The following is a 19,147-nucleotide window of genomic DNA, read 5'->3' on the forward strand; positions in this document are numbered from 1 at the left end:
GGAGTACCGGGCGAGCTGTACGGCCGTGGAGCCGACCCCGCCCGCCGCCGCGTGCACCAGCACGGTCTCTCCCGGGCGCACCTTGAGCACCTGGTGCAGGACCTGGTAGGCGGTGAGGCCGACGAGCGGCAGCCCGGCCGCCTCCTCGAAGCTCAGCCCCGACGGCTTGCGGGCGAGCGTACGTTCGGGCGCGGCGATCCGCTCGGCGCAGGTGCCACGGGAGAGGAAGTCCTCCCGTACGTACCCGATGACCTCGTCCCCTTCGGCGAGCTCCCGGACGGCCGACCCCGGCCGCAGGACCACGCCCGAGACGTCCCAGCCGGGGATCACCGGAAAGACGGTCTGGAGCAGGGCGTCGAGGTGGCCTTCCCTCGCCTTCCAGTCGAAGGGGTTCACGGAGGTCCCCCGTACCTCGATCAGGACGGAGTCAGGACCGAGCTTCGGGTCGGGCACATCGCCGTACCGCAGGACTTCGGGGCCGCCGTAACGGTCGTATGTGATGGCCTTCATGCTGCGAGCGTCAGCCGCGCTCAGCTCTTGTGCAAGCCGGGGCGCAGCGCGAGCGCGAGAGCGCGCTGCTCGCGGCCCCCGAAGCCCGGTTCGCGGGCCATCAGCCGGATCAGCTCCTCGCGTACGGCCCGGCTGCGGCCCGCCTCGACCAGGGCGCGCGCCATGGCGAGCGCGGGGCCGAGCCCGTCGTGGTGCTCGGGCCGCCCGGCTCCCTCGGCGAACCAGTGCCGGTGCGGGAACGACCGGGTCACCTTGGGCTGTGCGTCGGCCAGCAGCGTCCACATCCGGTACTCCAACGACACGTTGCGCACGCTTCCGGCGGGCAGCGTGCGCACCCACGCGCTCTCCGGGGCCTGCTGCCAGCGCCAGTGGTGCGGGCTGGTGCTGCCCCGGGAGGTCACCCCGATGTAGCGCAGCTTGCGGCGGATGACCGGCCAGGGCTCGCGGCTCTCCTCGATCCACGCGGCGAGTACGCGGTGGAGGGTGCCGAAGCTACGGCCGTACGCGACGACGTCGACGAGCGCGAGGGGCCGCTTGCGCCGTGCCAGCGCGTACGGTTCGAGGCCGGCGGCCGCGAGGTGTTCGCGGAAGCGCCGCAGCTCCGCCGCCGACCAGCGGCTGTCGTCCGGGCAGGAGACGGGGAGCCTGCGGAGCGCGTCCCGGTGCGTGCGGTGTTCCAGGGCGCCGGTGAGCAGGTCGTACATCGAGTCGAGGGACCGGCCGAGGAAGCGGAGGTCGGCGCCGTCCGAGCGGGCGAGGACCTTGGCGGTGCAGGCCGTCAGCTCACCGAGGAACCACGCGCCGGGGCGGGTGTCGTCGTGGCCCTCGGTGAGAGAGCCGATGGTGTCGGGGCGAGCGCCTCCGTGGGCGGACAGGGTCCAGCGGAAGGGCTGGGGCGGTGGCGTACGGCCGGTCATGGCGGCCAGTACACCACCGGGCGTCCGGGCGGGTCACCGCGTTTTCCTCGCGGCCGCCCGGACGCCCGCCGGCCTCAGGCGGTGGCGGCCTCGTACGGCGGCAGCATCGCCCGCGGGTCCTGGCCCGTCTTCCAGAGGCCGATCAGGAAGGCGGTGGCGGCCTCCAGTTGGTCGGCCCGCTCCAGGCCGCCACCGTCGAGCGGCACGCGGCCGGTGTCGCGCACGAGCGTGCGTACGAGGTCGAGCGCCGCCTCGTCGTCGCCGCACAGGGGGACGGCGAGGGGGCCTTCGGGGAACTCGGGGGCGCGGCTGCCGTGGGGGGCGTCGCTGCCGTGGGGGGCTTCGGTGGGGCCGGTCGCGGGGAGCTGCCAGAGGGATCCCGTGACATGGCTGAACGCCTTGACGACCCTGCCGCCGGTCGCCGCCGCGATACGGCGGGCCGCGCCAGGGCCGGGGCCCGTGGTAAGGAGGAAGCCGGGGCCGACGGCGTTGGTGCAGTCGATCAGCACCCGGCCGCGCAGCGCGCCCTCCCCGGCGCCCGCCGAGGCCAGGACCCCGGCGACCGCGTCGTACGGGACGGCGAGCAGCGTCGCTTCGCCGAAGAGCGCCGCCTCCTCGGGGGTGCCGGAGCGGGCGCCGAGGGTGCGCGCCAGGTCCTGTGCCTTCGCCGCCGACCGGCCGCCGATGAGCAACTCGTGTCCGGCGCGCGCCCAGTGGGCGCCGAGTCCCCGCGCCATGATGCCGGTGCCGATGATTCCGATGCGCATACCGATCGCCTTCTCCCGTTTCTCGTTCGCGTAGCGTGGCCGGACAGGACGTTAGGCGGGGCGCCGGTAACCGTTCGGTGCCCGAGGCGCGTGCCTGGGCCCGTACACCTCAGGTGCCGACGACAGGGGGGCGTGTGGACAGGCTGCTGGCCGACTGCCGGGCGAGGCTCGGCTTCGACCTGCTGGGCAACACCTGGAATCCGGTGGTCCTCCTCGCGCTCGCCGAAGGGCCGCGCCGCCCCGGTGAGTTACGTACGGAGATCGGCGGCATCAGCGCCAAGGTGCTCACCGAGACCCTGCGCAGGCTGGAGGGGTGCGCGCTCCTCGAACGCTCCGTGTACGCGGAGTCGCCGCCCCGCGTCGAGTACGCGCTGACCGGGCTGGGCCGGAGCCTGCTGGAGCCGATCGGGGCGCTGGGCCGCTGGTCGGCGGAGTACGGTGACGCGTTCGTGGCGGCGCAGGGCTGGGACGACTGACCGCCCGAGCACCCACCTGACGGGTCCGGCACGGCCGACACGGCCGGACCCGGCCAACTTTCCTCAGGGCCCGTGAACTGACAGGCTCCTGCCCACCGTCGGCCACCGACCATGGACCGCCGCACCCCCACCACCCACCGAACCGAGGGATTCCCCGATGCCCGCCACGGATCCGTACATCGTCCGACTCGCACCGGAGGTGCACGCCTACGTCCAGCCCGACGGCGGCTGGTGCCTGAACAACGCCGGCTTCATCAGCGACGGCAGCTCCACACTCCTCGTCGACACAACGGCCACCGAGCGGCGCGCCGTACTGCTGCGCGACGCGATGGTGGCGGCCGGTGTGCCGCTGCCCCGTACGGTCGTCAACACCCACCACCACGGCGACCACACGTACGGCAACGCCCTCTTCACGCCGGAGGCCACCGTCGTCGGCCACGAGGCCTGCCGGAGGGAGCAGCTCGCCGTCGGCCGCCAGCTCCACGCGGTCTGGCCGGACACCGACTTCGGCGAGATCGACATCACCGCGCCGAGCGTCACGTACAGCGAGCGTCTGACGCTCCATGTCGGCGACATCGAGGTACGGCTGATCCACCCGGGCATCGGGCACACCATCGGCGACACGGTGGTGCACCTGCCGGACCGGGGGATCGTCTTCACCGGCGACCTGATCTTCCAGGGCGGCACGCCCTTCGTCCCGATGGGTTCGCTGCGGGGCTCGCTCAGGGCGCTGGAGCTGCTGCGCTCACTGGACGCCTCGGTCGTGGTCCCCGGGCACGGCCCCATCACCGACCCGTCGGCGTACGACGCGACGGAGCGCTATCTGCTGCATGTGTCGGCACTGGCGGCCGACGGCCACGCCAAGGGGCTGAGCCCGCTGGAGGTCGCGCTCCGCGCCGATCTGGGCGAGTTCGGCGCCCTGCGGGAGAGCGAGCGCCTGGTGGCCAACGTACGCCGGGCGTACGCGGAGCTGGACGGCCTGCCGGAGGGATCACCACTGGACGCCGCGCTGGTCTTCACGGAGATGGCAAAGATGAACGGCGGCGTCCCGGTGGCCTGCCACGCCTGAGGCACGCGAGGTACCTGGGGCACCTGGGCGGCCTGAGGCGCCGCCTCAGGGGCGCCTCACCAGCGCGGGATCGCGGGCGTCTGCCAGTCGGGGTCGGCGACCCGCATCGCCGCCGCGTCGTCGCGTTCGCGCATCGTGCCGTCGTCGTCCAGCCACCTCTGGTGGAGCGCGGCGAGCTTGTCGCGGTCGAGTTCGACGCCGAGACCCGGCGCGTCGGAGACGGTGAGCCGGCCGTCGGTGAAGGTGTGCCGGGCGGTGATGACGTCCTCGGTCTGCCACGGGTAGTGGCTGTCGCAGGCGTAGTCGAGGTTCGGCACGGTGGATGCGACATGGGTCATCGCGGCCAGGCTGATGCCGAGGTGGGTGTTGGAGTGCATGGACAGGCCGACGCCGAACGTCCGGCAGACGGCGGCGAGTTCCTGCGTCCTGCGCAGCCCGCCCCAGTAGTGGTGGTCGGAGAGGACGACCTGTACCGCGTCGGTGGCGAAGGCTTCGGCGATCTCGGGGACGGTGGTCACGCACATGTTGGTGGCCAGCGGCACGGACGTTCCGGCGGAGACCTCCGCCATCAGCGGGGTGCCGCTCGCCGGGTCCTCCAGGTATTCGAGTACGCCGGTGAGCTGCTCGGCGACGTACAGCGAGGTCGGCACGGACCAGGCGCCGTTGGGGTCGAGGCGCAGCGGCTGTCCGGGGAAGGCCTCGGCCAGGGCGCGGATCGCCGCGATCTCCTGTTCGGGCTCGAAGACACCGCCCTTGAGCTTGAAGGAGGAGAAGCCGTAGTCGTCGGCGAAGCGCCGGGCCTGCGCGACGACTCCGGCCGGGTCGAGCGCCGCGTCCCAGCCGTCCTTCTCGCCGCCGTCCGGGTGTTCGGCCCAGCGGTAGAAGAGGTACGCGCTGTACTCCACGGTGTCGCGCACCTTGCCGCCGAGCAGGGCGTGCACCGGCAGCCCGAGTGTCTTGCCGAGGGCGTCCAGGCAGGCGACCTCGAAGCCGGACACGACGGACAGCCGCAGCTTGTCGGCGGTCTGTACACCCCGCAGCCCGCCCGCCTCGACGCGGTCGTCCGCGCTGCCCGAGTCGCCGCACACCTCGTCGGCGAGGGCGAACAGGGCGTTCGTGTCGGTGATCGAGCGGCCCGGCAGCGCCTCGGCCAGCGGCCGCGCCAGCTCCAGATAGGTCCCGTCGCCGTAGGTCTCGCCGACGCCCGTGACGCCGCCCCGGGTGACGATCTCCACGATCAGCCGGGGCGTGTAGGGCTGGTGGACGCCCTGCGTGTTGAGCAGCGGCGGATCGGCGATGAGGATCGGGGTGAGCCTGACCTCGTCGACAAGGAGCGCAGTATCCATACATGAACTCTATTCAGGGATACGACCGCGTGGCTAGGGGTCCCCCGGCGGTGTCTCAGGGATCACCCCGGATCGGGGCCGGGCGGGCACTGGACTACATACCGACTGGTCGGCATCATGAGGAGCGCGACGAGGCCCTGAAGCACCACGAAGCACGACCATGACGTACGACCATGAAGCACGACCATGAAGCACGCACGACGAGGAGCGACCGCACGACCGGCGGTCGGGCCAACCCCACGGAGGTACGAACGATGAGCGCAGGTCCCCCGCCAGGACTCGACCCCGAGCGCCTCAGGGGCCACCTCGACCAGGCGCGTCCGGGGCTGGTCGGCGGACCGCTCAGCGCCCGGCTGATCCAGGGCGGCCGGTCGAACCTGACGTACGTCGTCACGGACGGCGCCGCCGAGTGGGTGGTCCGCAGACCGCCGCTGGGTCATGTGCTGGCCACCGCGCATGACATGAAGCGCGAGTTCCGCGTGATCAGCGCCCTGTACCCGACGGCCGTACCGGTGCCCGAGACCTTGCTGATGTGCGAGGACGACTCCGTGCTCGGCGCCCCGTTCTACGTCATGGAGTACGTGGCCGGCACCCCGTACCGTACGGCCGAACAGCTCGCCCCCCTCGGCCCGGAGCGCACCCGCTCCGCCGTCCTCGGCCTGGTCGACACGCTCGTCGACCTGCACGCCGTCGACCCCGGCGAGGTGGGGCTCGGCGACTTCGGGCGGCCCGACGGTTTCCTCGACCGCCAGTTGCGCCGCTGGGGCAAGCAGCTCGACGGCTCCCGCAGCCGCGAACTGCCGGGCATCGACGACCTGCACGCGGCGCTCGGCCGGGCGCTCCCCGACTCCCCCGCGCCGACCGTGATCCACGGCGACTACCGGCTCGACAACGTCCTGCTCGGCGACGACGACCGGATCAAGGCGGTGCTCGACTGGGAGATGTCCACGCTCGGCGATCCGCTGACCGACCTCGGGCTGCTGGTGATGTACAGCGCCCGCCTGGAGCTGGTCGGCTCGCCGATCAGCACCACCGCCGGGGCCCCCGGCCACCCCGAGCCCGGCGAGCTGATCGAGCGGTACGCGGCGGGCTCGGGCCGGGACACCTCCGCCATCTCCTGGTACACGGCGTTCGCCTGGTTCAAGCTCGCCGTGATCCTGGAGGGCATCCACTACCGCTACACGCTCGGGCAGACCGTGGGACCCGGCTTCGACCGCATCGGCGACCTCGTACCCGTATTCATCCGGCACGGCCTCACCACCCTCCAGGAAGGCTGAGTACACCCATGGACTTCGCATTCGACGCCCGTACCGAAGAGCTGCGGGCGAAGCTCCTCACCTTCATGGACGAGCATGTCCACCCGGCCGAGGCGCTCGCGAGCGAACAGCGGGCCGCGCTGGCCGACCCGTGGGACACCCCGGCCGTCGTGGAGGAGTTGAAGGCCGAGGCGCGCAAGCAGGGCCTGTGGAACCTGTTCCTGCCCGACACCGAGTACGGCGCCGGGCTCACCAACCTCCAGTACGCACCGCTCGCCGAGATCACCGGCCACTCCCCGCACCTCGCCCCGACGGCGCTGAACTGCGCGGCCCCGGACACCGGGAACATGGAGGTGCTCGCGCAGTTCGGCTCCGCCGAGCAGAAGAAGCAGTGGCTGGAGCCGCTGCTCGCCGGCGAGATCCGCTCGGCGTTCGCGATGACCGAACCCGAGGTCGCGTCCTCCGACGCGACGAACATCCGGACCCGGATCGAGCGCGACGGCGACGACTATGTCGTCAACGGCCGCAAGTGGTACATCTCGGGGGCGATGAACCCGGACTGCAAGATCTTCATCGTGATGGGCAAGACGGACCCGGACGGCGAGGACATCCGCCGCCAGCAGTCGATGATCCTGGTCCCGCGCGACACCCCGGGCCTCGAAGTCCGGCGCGCCATGCAGGTGTACGGGTACGAGGACCACTCGCACGGCGGCCACGCCGAGGTCTCCTTCGACAACGTACGGGTACCGGCGGCGAACCTCGTCGGCGAGGAGGGCGGCGGCTTCGCGATCGCCCAGGCACGGCTGGGCCCCGGCCGTATCCACCACTGCATGCGGCTGATCGGCATGGCGGAGCGCGCGATCGAGCTGATGTGCCGCAGGGCGGTCTCCCGCACGGCCTTCGGCCGCCCGATCGCCCAGCAGGGCGTCGTCCAGAACTGGATCGCCGACGCACGCGTCACGGTCGAGCAGCTACGGCTGCTGGTGCTGAAGACCGCGTGGCTGATGGACACGGTCGGCAACAGGGGCGCGCACACGGAGATCCAGTCCATCAAGATCGCCACTCCGCGCGCGGTGGTCGACATCATCGACCGCGCGGTCCAGCTCCACGGCGCGGGCGGCGTCAGCCAGGACTTCCCGCTGGCCGAACTGTGGGCATCGGCAAGGACCCTGCGCCTGGCCGACGGCCCGGACGAGGTCCACCAGCGGTCGCTGGCGCGGCGGGAGTTGAAGAAGTACCTCTGAGGGGTGAGGGGGCGGAGATGCCTCTTGTCGCCGCCGCTCCGATCGGCTACCGCCGTCGCACCAGCCGGACTTGGCAGCCCTTGGGCCCTTTCTACCGGCCGCCATGGCTGAGAGAATCGATGGTGCGATCCGGTGGATACGCCGCGCCCGCGGTGGGTGGTTGCGCTGGTGGCCCAGTATGTCGTGCCGCTGGTCGCCGTGGGCGCCGCTTCGCACATCGCCGACCTCGTCCGCAGCGGCCTGCATCCCTACAGTTGGGCTCCGGACTGGCTGACCCTGTACTGGTCCTCACTCGCGGTGTTCGACTCTCTGGGTCATGGCGACTGACCTGCTTGCCAACTGGTATGCGGTCTACGGCATCCAGCACAGTGGCTTCTTCGCGCTGCCGGGCCTGCGACGGCTCACCGCCTTCACACTGCTCGCGCTCGCGAGAGGCCTCTTCGTCCGGTCCCGGCTCAGCCGCAGCCTCAGCACCGTTTGAAACGGCGTCTCAGCTTGTCCTTTGTCTGACGACATCTGACTGTCCTGAAAATGTGCTCGCCTGGGCATGTGCCAGCCAACCGACGCACCGACACCGGACCGGGACCCCTCCCGCGCCTCTCTGCCACGCTGAATCCGTTGCCGGACAGGGATCGAGGCGCTGAAGGTGGATGAGAACTCATGGGAAACATCAGTCCTGGCTGGATCTTCGCGGCCTTTGCCGCTGCCCTGCTGTGGCCGATGCACACGTGGAAAGGAGTGTCATCGTTCGCGGTCGTGGTGACCGTCGTTTCCTACCTGTCGTGGCCGGGGGTGACGCATCCGCTCGTTCCGGGCGCACTCATGCTCACGGCCGTGTGCGTCGCCCTCTGGTCGCATTCACTTGCGTGGAAAGCGCCGTGGAGTGTTTGGGAACATCAGCAACACGACTACCGCGCCATCGTGCTGGGACTGTGCAGCGCCGTGACCGTCGTTGTCGCCATCGCCGCCCACGGCTGAGGGCGGCGCGCCGACGCTGAGCCGGCAGGTGTCAGGGCCGCAGCGCCCTGAGCAGCAGGTCCGCCAGGTGGTCCGCCACCTCCTGGGGGGTGAGCGGGCCGCCCGGGCTGTACCAGGTCGACAGGTGGTGGACCGAGCCGAAGTGGTAGTCCACCACCAGGTCGGACGGGGTCGCCGTGGAGAACACGCCGCTCTGCTGCCCCTCCTCCACCAGTGCGCGGAACCGCTCGTGGTAGCGGCGGCGCTCCATCCGTACCTGCTTGTTCTTCTCCGGGCTCAGGTGGTGCATCGAGCGGAAGAAGATCGACGCGTCGTCCAGGTTCTCGATGGTCGTCACCACCACGTCGGCGGCGGCGGCGCGCAGTCGTCGCTCGACCGGTTCGTCCGCGTCGGCGAAGGCGTCGAGGCGTTCCTGCTGGAGGCGCAGTACCCGCGCGTAGACCTCCTGGAGGAGGTCCTCCTTCGAGCCGAAGTAGTGGTACAGCGCGCCTTTCGTGACGCCTGCCGCCTCGACGATCTCCTGGACCGACGTGCGGTCGTACCCCTGCTCGGCGAAGAGCCGGGTCGCCGCCGCCAGCAGCCGCTGGGGGACGGGCGCGCCGCTCCCGTCCGTCGTCCTGGCCATGTGGCGCCACCTGCCCTTCGCTTCGTTCCGTACCGGGCCCGTTCCGTACCGGCCCGTGCCTACTCCGCCGGGCCCGAGCGCAGTACCCGCCTGAGGATCTTCCCACTCGTGCTCTTGGGCAGCTCGGGCAGGATCTCGACCTCGCGCGGGTACTTGAAGGCCGCGAGCCGTTCCTTGCAGTACGCGCCCAGCTCCCCGGGCTCCACCGAGGCGCCGGGGCGCAGGCTGACGAACGCCTTCACGCTCTCGCCCCGGTAGGCGTCGGGGACGCCGATCACGGCGGCCTCGCGCACGGCGGGGTGGGTGTACAGCATGTCCTCGACCTCGCGCGGCCAGACCTTGAAGCCGGACGCGTTGATCATGTCCTTCTTGCGGTCGACCACGTACAGCCAGCCCTCCGCGTCCATGAACCCTATGTCGCCCGTGCGCAGCTCGCCGTCCGGGAAGGTCTCCGCCGTCGCCGTCGGCTGCCGCCAGTAGCCGGACGCCACCTGGGGACCGCGTACGGCGATCTCGCCCTGCTCGCCGAAGGGCACGTCGTCGCCCCGTTCGTCGACGATCCGTACGACCGTGTCGGCGCCGGGCACACCGACGGCGAGCGTGCCGGAGGCCGGGTCGACGGGGGCCTCGCGCTGCGGGGGTACGGCGGCGCAGGGCGCCGTGCACTCCGTCAGGCCGTAGCCGTTGCGTATGTACGGGCCTATCGCTGCGCGGAACTTCTCGACCAGCGCCGGCGGCAGCGGGGCGCCGCCCGAGGAGATCACCCGGAAGGAGCTGAAGTGGTCGCGGCTGACGGCCGGGTGGGCGGCGAGCGCCATGAAGGCGGTCGAGGGGCCGACGGTGTACGCGGGGCGGTACTCCGCGAACGCGTCGAGTACCACACCGGCGTCGAAGCGGTAGGTCAGGGCGAGCGTGCCCGCGTTGGCGAGCGAGACGGCCAGTTCGCAGACCATGCCGGTGATGTGGAAGAGCGGGGCGAGCGCGAAGTAGCAGGCGCCCGCCTCGATCCCGTGGCCGGTGCGCTGGCGTTCGGCGTTGACCATGATGTTGGCGTGGCTGTTCATGGCGCCCTTGGGCACGCCCGTGGTGCCCGAGGTGTAGCTGATGAGCGCCACGTCCCCGCTCTCCGGGTCGCGTCCGGAGGGCGCGGGCAGCCCGCGCCGCGCGACGGCCAGCAGGTCGTCGGTGTCCGGGGGCACCGGCAGGCGCTCGAAGTTCAGGACCCGGGTGTCGTCGCGGGTCTGGAGGTCGAGTTCGCAGGCGGTGAGCGCGATCCGCAGCGACGACCCGGCCGCCGTGTCGCGCAGATACGCCTCCCACGCGCGGTCCGAGCTGACCAGCGCCGTCACCTCGGCGTCGGCCAGTACGTGGGCGACCTCGCCGGACTTGTACATCGGGTTGAGCGGTACGACGATCCCGCCCGCCTTCCACGCGCCGAGCAGCGCGATCACGAAGTGCGGGCTGTTCTGGAGCATGATCGCGACCCGGTCGCCGCGCTCCAGGCCGCGGGAGACGAGGTGGCCGGCCACGGAGTCGGACAGTTCGTCGACCTCGCGGTAGCTGAGGCGCGCGTCGAAGTAGGCGATCGCCGGGTGGTCGGGCGCGCTGTCGACGGACGTGCGCAGCGCGTGCACGAGGGAGGCGGCCGGGTGGACGGGGGCGCGCTGGGCCTCGGTGAGCAGCCCGAGCCAGGGCTTGGCGGCGTAGATGGACGTGGTCATACCGAGCCTTCCTCCCACTTCTGCTGGATGCGGTTCATGGAGCCGAGCCACCGGTCGGTGTCCGAGGCCCGCGCCTGGTAGAAGCCGGCGACCTCGGGGTGCGGCAGGACCAGGAAGCGGTCCTCGGCCATCGCGTCGATAAGTGCGTCGGCGACGGCCTCGGGCTCGACGGCGGTGGCGAGGAGCGTGAGGGCGCCGGCCGACCCTGCGGCGGTCAGCATGTCCGTACGCACGCCCTGCGGGCAGATGGCGTGGACCTTGATCCCCCGGTGCCGGTAGGTGAGCGAGAGCCACTCCGCGTAGGCCAGTGCCGCGTGCTTGGTGACGCTGTACGGGGCTGCGCCGATCATCGTGAGCAGCCCCGCGGCCGAGACGGTGGAGACGAAGCGTCCGGAGCCGCGCTCCAGCCAGTCGGGGATCAGCAGGCGGCTGGCGCGTACGTGCGCCATGACGTTGACGTCCCAGGCGGCCGACCAGACCGCCTCGGGGGCCTCGGGGCCGCCGCCCGTACCCACGCCCGCGTTGGCGCAGTAGATGTCGACGGCGCCGCCGAGCGCGTCGCGCGCGCTCTCCACGACGGCCGAGGCATCGCCCGGGACGGCGACGGCTCCGATCTCGACGGCGACGGCCGCTGCCTTGTCCGCGTCGAGATCGTTCACCACGACACGGGCGCCCTCGGAGGCGAATCTGCGGGCGAGCGCGGCACCGATGCCACCGCCCGCCCCCGTCACAACAACCCTTGCGCCCTGCACCGTACTCATCGGGTCTGCCTTTCCGATCGGACGCCGGCCGCTCCGCCGACCTCGACAGACTAACCAGTCGGTATGTGCTGGGGAAGGGCCCTCGCCGAACCCGGAACCGAAGGGGGCGCCCCCACCGGCCCGGGCCGGCCGCCGGGCCGCCGCACGATGCCCCGGCCCGGCGCCCCGCCTGGACCCGCCCGGCGCCCCGCCCGGTGACCATGAGAAAACCACACCCGATTCTCACTCGATTCTCACCGGAATCCCGCCTGTTATCGGCTGAGATGTCCGATCCTAAGAGTGCGATCGAATTTTTGATGGAGCCGAATGGGGCAGACGTACGTCCATTCCATAACGCCGAAGTATCAGCGACGGAGGTGGCATGCGATGGCCGGATTCCGGAGTCTTGCGAGACAGGTGCGCGACCCGAGATGCGATCTGGCCTTGCGACGGTATTCACTGCGCAAGTGCTTGGAACGGTTTGCCCCTTACGGGCATCGGGCGACCTGGGATCACCTGTGCGCAAGGCACAGCATCGAGCCCGAGGACAGGGCGCCGGATCCGGTGCGGCTGATGGCCGCGCTGGACGAATTGGAAGAGGCGCGGGTCGTATGGCTCGCGTACGAGGTGAACTTCGCCAAGAGGCGGAAGCGCGAGAAGCACGACGGGCTGAGGCGGCCCGGGAGCTTCGACGACTGGCACAGGCTCACCTGGGGCGGGAACGGCGTGGCGCGGTGCGACAACCCGGCGGTCCACCCGTCGGAGTCGCTGGCCGAGGTGCTGCGGCGGCTGATCTCCGGTCTTGAGTCGGGTCCGGGGGCTGTCTGCCCGGTCTGCGCGGAGCGCGGGATCGTCTGGCGCCCCGACCTGTCCCACGAGCCGTGGTCGGGTCCGGTCTGTACGGGGTGCGGCATCGTCGTACCGCAGCCGGTTCTGACTTCCGAGGCACTGGCCAGGGCGAAGGACGAGAAGCGCGGACCACTGGCTTCGGTGGCATAGGCGGCGCGGGGCGCGCGGCGCGCGAACGCCGGAACACACATCACGGACAACACACATCACGGAAAACACAGATCACGCACAACGCGGAACAACAACGCGGCACACGGGTCTACGAGCACGAGGGATGCGCGGGGCGCGCGAGATGCCGGGCGGTTCGCCCGGTTCTGCGCGCCGCGCCCAACTCGTGGCGCCCAACTCGGCGCCGCTCTACGGGATTCCGCAGGTATTAGCTTCCCCGCGTTATTGAGTGGCCCCGCCAAGGGCGCCTCGCGCACAGTGGTGACGGAAATCCGTCATCGCACAGCCGGGGGAGCGCCCATGTCGACGCTGCGTGTCACCGCTGAATCACTGACCATTCTCGAACACCCGAACGCCGACGCACTGGAACTGGCCCAGGTGGGTCTCTATCGCGCCGTCGTCGCCAAGGGCGCCTATCGCACGGGGGACTTCGCGCTCTACATCCCGGAGCAGGCCGTACTCCCGGCCGAACTCATCGAGGAGCTGGGGCTGACCGGCAAGCTGGCGGGCTCGGCCGCCAACCGCGTGCGGGCGGTACGGCTGCGGGGCGAGCTGTCCCAGGGGATCGTGTGCAGGCCGCGCGCGGTCGCGGACGTCGATCTCGCCTCGGCCGCCGCCGACGGCACCGACTTCGCCGAGGAGCTGTCCATCGTCAAATGGACTCCGCCCATCCCGACCACCATGAGCGGCGAGGTGGAGAGTGCGCCGGAGCTGCTGCCCTGGGTCGACATCGAGAACATCCAGCGGTATCCGGAGATCTTCGAGGCCGGCGAGCCGGTCGTCGTCACGGAGAAGCTGCACGGCTCGGCCTGCCTGCTCACGTACCTCGCAGAGGGCGAGCGGGTCCATGTCTCCTCGAAGGGCTTCGGCTCCAAGGGACTCGCGCTCAAGGAGGACCCGCGCAACCTCTACTGGAGGGCGATGCTCGGCCACGGCGTTCCCGCGGTCGCGGCCCGGCTCGCCGAGAAGCTCGGCGCGAGCCGCGTCGGCATCTTCGGCGAGGTGTACGGAGCCGGGGTGCAGGACCTGGCGTACGGCGCCGACGGGCGCGGCGAGAAGCTCGGGTACGCGGTCTTCGACGTGTCCGCCGAGATCGACGGACAGGTGCGGTGGCTGGACGCCGAGGAGCTGCTCGACGGCGAACTCCCGCTGGCGCCAAGGCTCTACGCGGGCCCGTACGACATCGCCCAGGTGCTGGAGGCCGCGAGCGGCCGGGAGACGGTCTCGGGCCGCGCGCTGCACATACGCGAGGGCGTGGTGATCCGCTCGGCCACCGATCGCTACAGCCCGGTGGTCGGCGGCAGGGCGATCGCGAAGGCGGTCAGCCCGGCGTACCTGACCCGCAAGGGCGGCACGGAGTACGAGTAGACCGCGCCGCGCGGGCCGACGTATGTACAGGTACGTGTACGTACGCGTACCACCGGCGCCCCGAGGGGTCAGGACGACGCGTCCGGCTCCTTCGGGGCGCGGCGCTCACCGAAGAGGCTGGAGCCGGTCAGGCGCTCGCCGTAGATGTCGTCCGGGTTGGAGAGCACGCAGGTCTCCAGGGAGAGGCAGCCGCAGCCGATGCAGTCGGTGAGGTGGTCCCGCAGCCGGCCGAGCTGCCGGATGCGCTCGTCGAGTTCGGAGCGCCAGGCCTCCGAGAGCCGGGCCCAGTCGTCGCGGTTGGGGGTGCGCTCGTCGGGCAGTTCGGCGAGGGCGCCCCTGATCGTGGCGAGCGGGATGCCGAGCCGCTGCGCGGCGCGTACGAAGGCCACGCGGCGCAGCGCGTCCCTGCCGTAGCGGCGCTGGTTGCCGCTGGTCCTGCGGCTGCTGATCAGCCCTTTGGACTCGTAGAAGTGCAGCGCCGACACGGCGGCGCCGCTGCGCGCCGAGAGCTGGCCGACGGTGAGTTCGTGGATCTTCTCCGGAATCTGCGGCATTCGGAAAAGCGTAATCCCGCCGCCGGGCACGCGTTGACAGGAGTGTCGCGCGCCGATCATCCTGAGCAAGCGCTTGGACATCGCGCGTGCGGTGGATCGATCCCGCCGCACTGCTTGACGGGCTGGAAAGGCAGGACACAACGACATGGCTGACACGACTGCGCCGAGGATCTTCGCTTCCGCCGACGAGTTGCGCGCCGCGATCGGCGAGCAGCTCGGGTACAGCGAGTGGCTGGAGATCGACCAGAAGCGGATCAACCTCTTCGCCGACGCCACCGACGACCACCAGTGGATCCATGTCGACCCGGAGCGCGCGGCGAGCGGTCCTTTCGGTACGACGATCGCGCACGGCTATCTGACGCTGTCGCTGCTGCCCGCTTTCGTCCCGCAGATCATCGCGGTCGAGAACCTGAAGATGGGCATCAACTACGGTTCCAACAAGGTCCGTTTCCCCTCCCCCGTGCCTGCGGGCTCCCGGGTGCGCGCCACCGGGGTGCTGACCGGGGTCGACGACGTGAAGGACGGCGGCGTCCAGGTGACCGCCCTCATCACGGTCGAGCGGGAGGGCGGCGAGAAGCCGGTCTGCGTGGCGGAGAGCGTGTCCCGCTACTACTTCTGAGCCGTGACCATCCGCAGCACGAGGTCGGCGTACAGCTCGCCGACCTCGTCGGGCGTTCTCGGCCCCTTCGCGTTGAACCAGCGCGCCACGTCGACGCAGAGCGAGACCACGGCGAGCGTGGTGCCTCGCAGGTCGGGGACGTCGAACTCGCCGTCCCGCACCCCCTCCGACAGGATCCGCCGCACGGCCGCGTCACTGCGCCGCCGCAGCTCCATGATCTCCGTACGGTGCTCGGGGGCGAGCGCGTCGAGTTCGTACTGCACCACACGGGCCGTGGTGTGCCGCTCGGCGTGCCAGCGGACGAAGGAGCGTACGGCGGAGGCCAGCCGCTCGGCGGCCGTACCCGGCCCATCGGCCGCCTCGGTCAGCAGCGCGAGCGCCCGGTCGTGGCCGATCCTGCTGATCCGGTGGAGCAGCTCTTCCTTCGTCTTGTAGTGGATGTAGAGCGCCGCGGGACTCATCCCGGCGCGGCCGGCGATGTCGCGGGTGGTGGTCGCGTGGTAGCCGCGCTCCGCGAACGCCTCGACGGCCGCCACCATCAGCCGCCTGGCCGCCTCGGGGGTGACTTCCTCCCACGGCTTGCCCTCGCCGCCGTCGGCACTCCGCTCCGCCGCTCGCATCACTCGCCCCTCTCAGCCACCGTCAACCAGGCAGGACGCACACCATACCGCGAAGGTGAGCAAGCGCTTAGAGCTTCTGGTAGGGGTCGTGATCGGCGAGCATCTTCTCCAGCCGGGCCTGGTCGACCCTGCTGACGATCTGCCCGATCTCCTGCCGGTCCCTGACGACCTTGGCGAGGGTGAACGCCGAGGTCGTCAGGTAGAGCACGGCGATGGCGAGGAAGCCCCGCACCCAGGCGTCGGCGTCGAGCCGCAGGATCCCGACGGTGACGGCGATCAGGGCGAGGGCGAAGGAGGCGACGGCCTGCCCGTAGAACGCCGCTGTGTTCTGCTGCTTCACCGGAGTGTCAGTCATGGGAGAAGCGTCGTACGGAAGGGGCGCGGGCGATATCCGTACGCGTACTCAGCCGGTGCCCGACGAGGACGATCGCTGCCAAGTCCCCTCAGACCTCGTCGAGTTGCTCAGAACGCCGAAACCCCCGTGAGCGCGCGGCCGATGATGAGCTTCTGGATCTGGCTGGTGCCCTCGTAGAGGGTCATCACCCGGGCGTCGCGCAGCAGTTTGCCGACCGGGTACTCGTCGATGTAGCCGTAGCCGCCGAAGACCTGGAGCGCGTTGTTCGCCGCGCGTACGGCCGCCTCCGAGGCGAAGAGCTTGGCCTGTGAGGCGGCGGTGGCGAACTTCTCGCCGCGGTCGATCAGATCGGCCACCCGCCAGGTCAGCAGCCTCGCGGCCTCCACATCGACGGCGATGTCGCTCAGCAGCTCCTGGACGAGCTGGTATCCGGCGATGGGTTTGCCGAACTGCTCGCGCTCCCCCGCGTACCCCACGGCGGCGTCGAGCGCGGCCTGCGCGATACCGACACAGCCGGCGGCGACCGACATCCGGCCCTTGGCGAGCGCCGACATGGCAATGGAGAAGCCCTTGCCCTCGGGGCCCAGCAGGGCGCCGGCCGGTATCCGTACGTCGTCGAAGACCAGCTCGGCGGTCGCCTGGCCGCGCAGCCCGAGCTTGCCGTGCAGGGTGCGGCGGGTGAGGCCGGGGGTGTCGGTGGGGACCAGGAAGGCGGAGACGCCCCGGTGCCCCGGGGTGTCGTTGGTGCGCGCGAAGAGCAGGACGACATCGGCCCAGGTGCCGTTGGTGATGAACATCTTGGTGCCGCTGACGACCCAGTCGCCGCCGTCCCGGACGGCCCTGGTGCTGAGGTTGCCCGCGTCCGAGCCCGTGCCCGGTTCGGTCAGGCCGAAGCAGCCGATGGCCTCGCCCGAGGTGAGGCCGGGCAGCCAGGCGCGCTTCTGCTCCTCGTCACCCCACGCGGCGATGGTCTTGGCGACCAGCCCGAGCGATACGGAGACGATGCCGCGCACGGACGAGTCGCCGCGCCCCAGCTCCTCGGTGACCAGGCAGTACGCGAGATGGTCTCCGCCCGAGCCGCCGTACTCCTCCGGCACGGTGAGGCCGAGGAAGCCGAGCGCGCCGAGCTTGCCGACAATGGCCCGGTCGACGCTCTCCGCCCGGTCCCACTCGATCACATGGGGCGTGATCTCACGGTCGACAAAGCTCTTGGCGAGGTCCCGTACGGCCTCCTGCTCCTCGCTCAGCTCCAGGTTCATCACGGACACCCCATTTTAATTACCACTGCTAGTTTATGGCTGACAGGCCCTACTATGTGCTCCATGGCCAGACCGCGCAAGCCCCTCCTCAGCAGAGAGCGGATCGTCCTCGCCGCCGGAGCGCTCGTGGACGCGGAGGGCCTCGAAGCGGTCTCCACCCGTCGGCTCGCCGCCGAGCTGGGGGTGAGCGGGCCCTCGCTCTACAACCACTTCCGCACCAAGGACGAGATCCTCGAAGCGGTCGCCGACGCCGTCAGCTCCCAGGTCGATCTGTCGATGTTCGACGAGGGCGACGGACGCGACTGGCGTACGGCGCTGCACGACTGGGCCCTCTCGTACCGCGCCGCTCTGACCGACCACCCGCACATCGTGCCGGTGCTGGCGCGGGGGCCCGGGCGCCGCCCGGCGGGGCTGCGGGTGGCCGACGCCGTGTTCGGGGCGATGGTGCGGGCGGGCTGGCCGCCGGCCCAGGCCACGTACATCGGCGCCCTGATGCGCTACTTCATCACCGGCTCGGCGCTCGGCTCGTTCGCCCGGGGCTTCGTGGACGACGCCGCCGCCTACGACCCCGCGGACTACCCGCACCTCGGGCAGGCGCACCTGCTCGCCGAGCGGCGGGAGCAGGTCGACGAGGGTGCCTTTGAGACGGGGCTGCGGGCTCTGGTCGACGGGCTGTCGCTCCAGTACGAGCAGTACGGACGGCGTGGGCGGCAGGCGTCCACGCTTCGGCCCACGCCGAAGAGTCCCTGACGCATCCTGGGCGCATGGCTCCACCATCCCCGAACTCGCGGGACACAAAGGACTCGGAAGGCTCGCAGGCCCCGCAGGACTCGCAGGCCCCGCGGGCCCCGCAGCCGTTCCCGGGTCGCGCAGGGACCGGGCTCGCCGCGCTGGCCTCGCTGCTCGCCGACGAGACGCGCGCCACCTTCTGTCTGGCCCTGCTCGACGGCAGGGCGTGGACGGCCGGTGAGCTGGCCCGGTACGCGGGGGTCGCGCCCTCGACAGCCAGTGAGCACCTCGGCAAGCTCATCGCGGGCGGGCTGCTCAGCGAGGAGCGGCAGGGCCGCCACCGGTACGTACGCTTCGCCGACGCCGGTTCCGCGCACGTCGTGGAGGACCTGGCCGCGCACACCGCGCCCGAGCGCGCCGCGCCACGCTCCCTGCGGACATCGGGGGCGAGCAGCGCCATGGCCAGGGGCCGCACCTGCTACGACCATCTCGCGGGCCGCCTCGCGCTCGCGATCACCGAGGCGATGACCGCGCGGGGGCTGCTGCTCCAGGACGCCGGATTCGCCCTGACCGACCCGGGAAGGCGGTGGTTCGGCGATCTCGGCGTCGAACTGATCCGGACGGGCCGGCGGCCACTCGTACGGTCGTGTCTCGACTGGACCGAACGCAAGCCGCACCTCGCCGGCATCGCGGGCGCCGCGCTGTGCCGGTACGCCCTGGACGAGGGCTGGTGCGTACGGATCGGCACGGCGCGCGCCGTGAAGGTGACCCCGGCCGGCGAACGGGCGCTGCACGAACAGCTCGGCATCGAGCCCGCGACCTTGCGGTGATGCCCGAAGCCTTGTCCGCATACGTTCGCCTCATGACCAACCCCTCGGCCCTCCCCGACCCGACCGTCGCCGCCGCGCAGGCCGTCGCCGCCACGCAGGCCGTTCCCACCGCTCAGGCCGTTCCCGCCGGTACCACCCGGGCCGGCT

Annotated in this window: 23 protein-coding genes; 12 read left to right on the top strand and 11 right to left on the bottom strand. The window is 71.1% G+C overall.

From position 1 onward, the window contains the following. From QR77_RS06615 to QR77_RS06625, 3 genes are all read right to left on the bottom strand, one after another. Window positions 1–510, bottom strand: a 510-nt coding sequence (locus tag QR77_RS06615; RefSeq protein ID WP_040020259.1) for an NADP-dependent oxidoreductase, incomplete at its 3' end; no start/stop codon positions are given. Window positions 511–530: 20 nt separating this feature from the next. Further along, window positions 531–1,427, bottom strand: coding sequence for a hypothetical protein (locus tag QR77_RS06620; protein WP_040020260.1), 897 nt, complete (start codon window positions 1,425–1,427; stop codon window positions 531–533). Between the two features lie 74 nt (window positions 1,428–1,501). Beyond that, window positions 1,502–2,194 carry an NAD(P)-binding domain-containing protein gene (locus QR77_RS06625; protein ID WP_040020261.1) on the bottom strand — a complete coding sequence of 231 codons (693 nt, stop codon included), beginning with the start codon at window positions 2,192–2,194 and terminating at the stop codon, window positions 1,502–1,504. Window positions 2,195–2,328: 134 nt separating this feature from the next. Here QR77_RS06625 and QR77_RS06630 point away from each other — a divergent pair, with 134 nt between their 5' ends. Then, window positions 2,329–2,670, top strand: coding sequence for a helix-turn-helix domain-containing protein (locus QR77_RS06630; RefSeq protein ID WP_040020262.1), 342 nt, complete (start codon window positions 2,329–2,331; stop codon window positions 2,668–2,670). Window positions 2,671–2,827: 157 nt separating this feature from the next. Next, complete coding sequence (locus QR77_RS06635) at window positions 2,828–3,739, top strand: MBL fold metallo-hydrolase (protein ID WP_040020263.1); 912 nt, start codon at window positions 2,828–2,830, stop codon at window positions 3,737–3,739. A 56-nt stretch (window positions 3,740–3,795) separates the two neighbouring features. Here the strand turns inward: QR77_RS06635 and QR77_RS06640 are convergent, their stop codons facing one another. Then, window positions 3,796–5,085: a glucarate dehydratase family protein gene (locus tag QR77_RS06640; protein ID WP_040020264.1), complete on the bottom strand. Its 1,290-nt coding sequence runs from the start codon at window positions 5,083–5,085 to the stop codon at window positions 3,796–3,798. Window positions 5,086–5,339: 254 nt separating this feature from the next. On the opposite strand from QR77_RS06640, the gene QR77_RS06645 reads away from it, so the two are divergent. The 5 genes from QR77_RS06645 (at window position 5,340) to QR77_RS06660 (ending at window position 8,563) form a co-directional block, all read left to right on the top strand. After that, window positions 5,340–6,362: a phosphotransferase family protein gene (locus tag QR77_RS06645; protein WP_040027411.1), complete on the top strand. Its 1,023-nt coding sequence runs from the start codon at window positions 5,340–5,342 to the stop codon at window positions 6,360–6,362. 8 nt (window positions 6,363–6,370) lie between these two features. Next, the gene (locus tag QR77_RS06650) at window positions 6,371–7,585 is read left to right on the top strand and encodes an acyl-CoA dehydrogenase family protein (protein ID WP_040020265.1); all 1,215 of its coding nucleotides are present in this window, start codon (window positions 6,371–6,373) and stop codon (window positions 7,583–7,585) included. Between the two features lie 168 nt (window positions 7,586–7,753). Then, complete coding sequence (locus tag QR77_RS48330; RefSeq protein WP_236710551.1) at window positions 7,754–7,912, top strand: hypothetical protein; 159 nt, start codon at window positions 7,754–7,756, stop codon at window positions 7,910–7,912. After that, complete coding sequence (locus QR77_RS48335) at window positions 7,902–8,066, top strand: hypothetical protein (protein WP_236710552.1); 165 nt, start codon at window positions 7,902–7,904, stop codon at window positions 8,064–8,066. Before QR77_RS48330 ends, QR77_RS48335 begins: the two co-directional genes overlap by 11 nt. Before the next feature lie 179 nt (window positions 8,067–8,245). Then, window positions 8,246–8,563, top strand: coding sequence for a hypothetical protein (locus tag QR77_RS06660; protein ID WP_040020266.1), 318 nt, complete (start codon window positions 8,246–8,248; stop codon window positions 8,561–8,563). A gap of 31 nt (window positions 8,564–8,594) precedes the next feature. Here QR77_RS06660 and QR77_RS06665 read toward each other — a convergent pair whose 3' ends face one another. Genes QR77_RS06665 through QR77_RS06675 form a run of 3 tightly spaced genes read right to left on the bottom strand, consistent with a single transcriptional unit; the run spans window position 8,595 to window position 11,670 of the window. Then, a complete protein-coding gene (locus QR77_RS06665; protein ID WP_040020267.1) occupies window positions 8,595–9,188 on the bottom strand; it encodes a TetR/AcrR family transcriptional regulator in 594 nt (197 codons plus the stop codon). 59 nt (window positions 9,189–9,247) lie between these two features. Then, complete coding sequence (locus QR77_RS06670; protein WP_040020268.1) at window positions 9,248–10,909, bottom strand: AMP-binding protein; 1,662 nt, start codon at window positions 10,907–10,909, stop codon at window positions 9,248–9,250. Continuing rightward, window positions 10,906–11,670 carry an SDR family oxidoreductase gene (locus QR77_RS06675; RefSeq protein WP_040020269.1) on the bottom strand — a complete coding sequence of 255 codons (765 nt, stop codon included), beginning with the start codon at window positions 11,668–11,670 and terminating at the stop codon, window positions 10,906–10,908. The genes QR77_RS06670 and QR77_RS06675 overlap by 4 nt, the downstream gene beginning before the upstream one ends. 366 nt (window positions 11,671–12,036) lie before the next feature. On the opposite strand from QR77_RS06675, the gene QR77_RS06680 reads away from it, so the two are divergent. Next, complete coding sequence (locus QR77_RS06680; RefSeq protein WP_040020270.1) at window positions 12,037–12,648, top strand: hypothetical protein; 612 nt, start codon at window positions 12,037–12,039, stop codon at window positions 12,646–12,648. A gap of 318 nt (window positions 12,649–12,966) precedes the next feature. Further along, window positions 12,967–14,034, top strand: coding sequence for an RNA ligase (ATP) (locus tag QR77_RS06685; RefSeq protein WP_040020271.1), 1,068 nt, complete (start codon window positions 12,967–12,969; stop codon window positions 14,032–14,034). A gap of 68 nt (window positions 14,035–14,102) precedes the next feature. Here the strand turns inward: QR77_RS06685 and soxR are convergent, their stop codons facing one another. Beyond that, window positions 14,103–14,588: a redox-sensitive transcriptional activator SoxR gene (gene soxR, locus QR77_RS06690; protein WP_040020273.1), complete on the bottom strand. Its 486-nt coding sequence runs from the start codon at window positions 14,586–14,588 to the stop codon at window positions 14,103–14,105. Between the two features lie 145 nt (window positions 14,589–14,733). On the opposite strand from soxR, the gene QR77_RS06695 reads away from it, so the two are divergent. Further along, on the top strand, window positions 14,734–15,207 hold the full coding sequence (locus tag QR77_RS06695) for a MaoC family dehydratase (protein ID WP_040020275.1): 474 nt from the start codon (window positions 14,734–14,736) through the stop codon (window positions 15,205–15,207). On the opposite strand, the gene QR77_RS06700 is transcribed toward QR77_RS06695, so the two are convergent. The 3 genes from QR77_RS06700 to QR77_RS06710 all read right to left on the bottom strand — a co-directional run bounded on the left by QR77_RS06700 (window position 15,198) and on the right by QR77_RS06710 (window position 17,441). After that, entirely contained in the window at window positions 15,198–15,827 is a 630-nt protein-coding gene (locus tag QR77_RS06700) for a TetR/AcrR family transcriptional regulator (protein WP_040020276.1), read from the bottom strand. The genes QR77_RS06695 and QR77_RS06700 overlap by 10 nt on opposite strands. Before the next feature lie 67 nt (window positions 15,828–15,894). Beyond that, complete coding sequence (locus QR77_RS06705; protein ID WP_040020278.1) at window positions 15,895–16,182, bottom strand: YiaA/YiaB family inner membrane protein; 288 nt, start codon at window positions 16,180–16,182, stop codon at window positions 15,895–15,897. A gap of 107 nt (window positions 16,183–16,289) precedes the next feature. Next, window positions 16,290–17,441 (bottom strand): acyl-CoA dehydrogenase family protein, encoded by a 1,152-nt coding sequence (locus QR77_RS06710; protein ID WP_040027412.1) that lies wholly within the window; start codon window positions 17,439–17,441, stop codon window positions 16,290–16,292. A 63-nt stretch (window positions 17,442–17,504) separates the two neighbouring features. Between QR77_RS06710 and QR77_RS06715 the strand changes: the two genes are divergently transcribed. After that, window positions 17,505–18,191, top strand: coding sequence for a TetR/AcrR family transcriptional regulator (locus QR77_RS06715; RefSeq protein WP_040027413.1), 687 nt, complete (start codon window positions 17,505–17,507; stop codon window positions 18,189–18,191). A 14-nt stretch (window positions 18,192–18,205) separates the two neighbouring features. Then, window positions 18,206–19,000 carry a winged helix-turn-helix domain-containing protein gene (locus QR77_RS06720; protein ID WP_078876510.1) on the top strand — a complete coding sequence of 265 codons (795 nt, stop codon included), beginning with the start codon at window positions 18,206–18,208 and terminating at the stop codon, window positions 18,998–19,000. The last annotated feature ends 147 nt before the right edge of the window (window positions 19,001–19,147 follow it).

Origin of the sequence: Streptomyces sp. 150FB, assembly GCF_000818195.1 — a bacterium.
Lineage (GTDB): Bacteria > Actinomycetota > Actinomycetes > Streptomycetales > Streptomycetaceae > Streptomyces.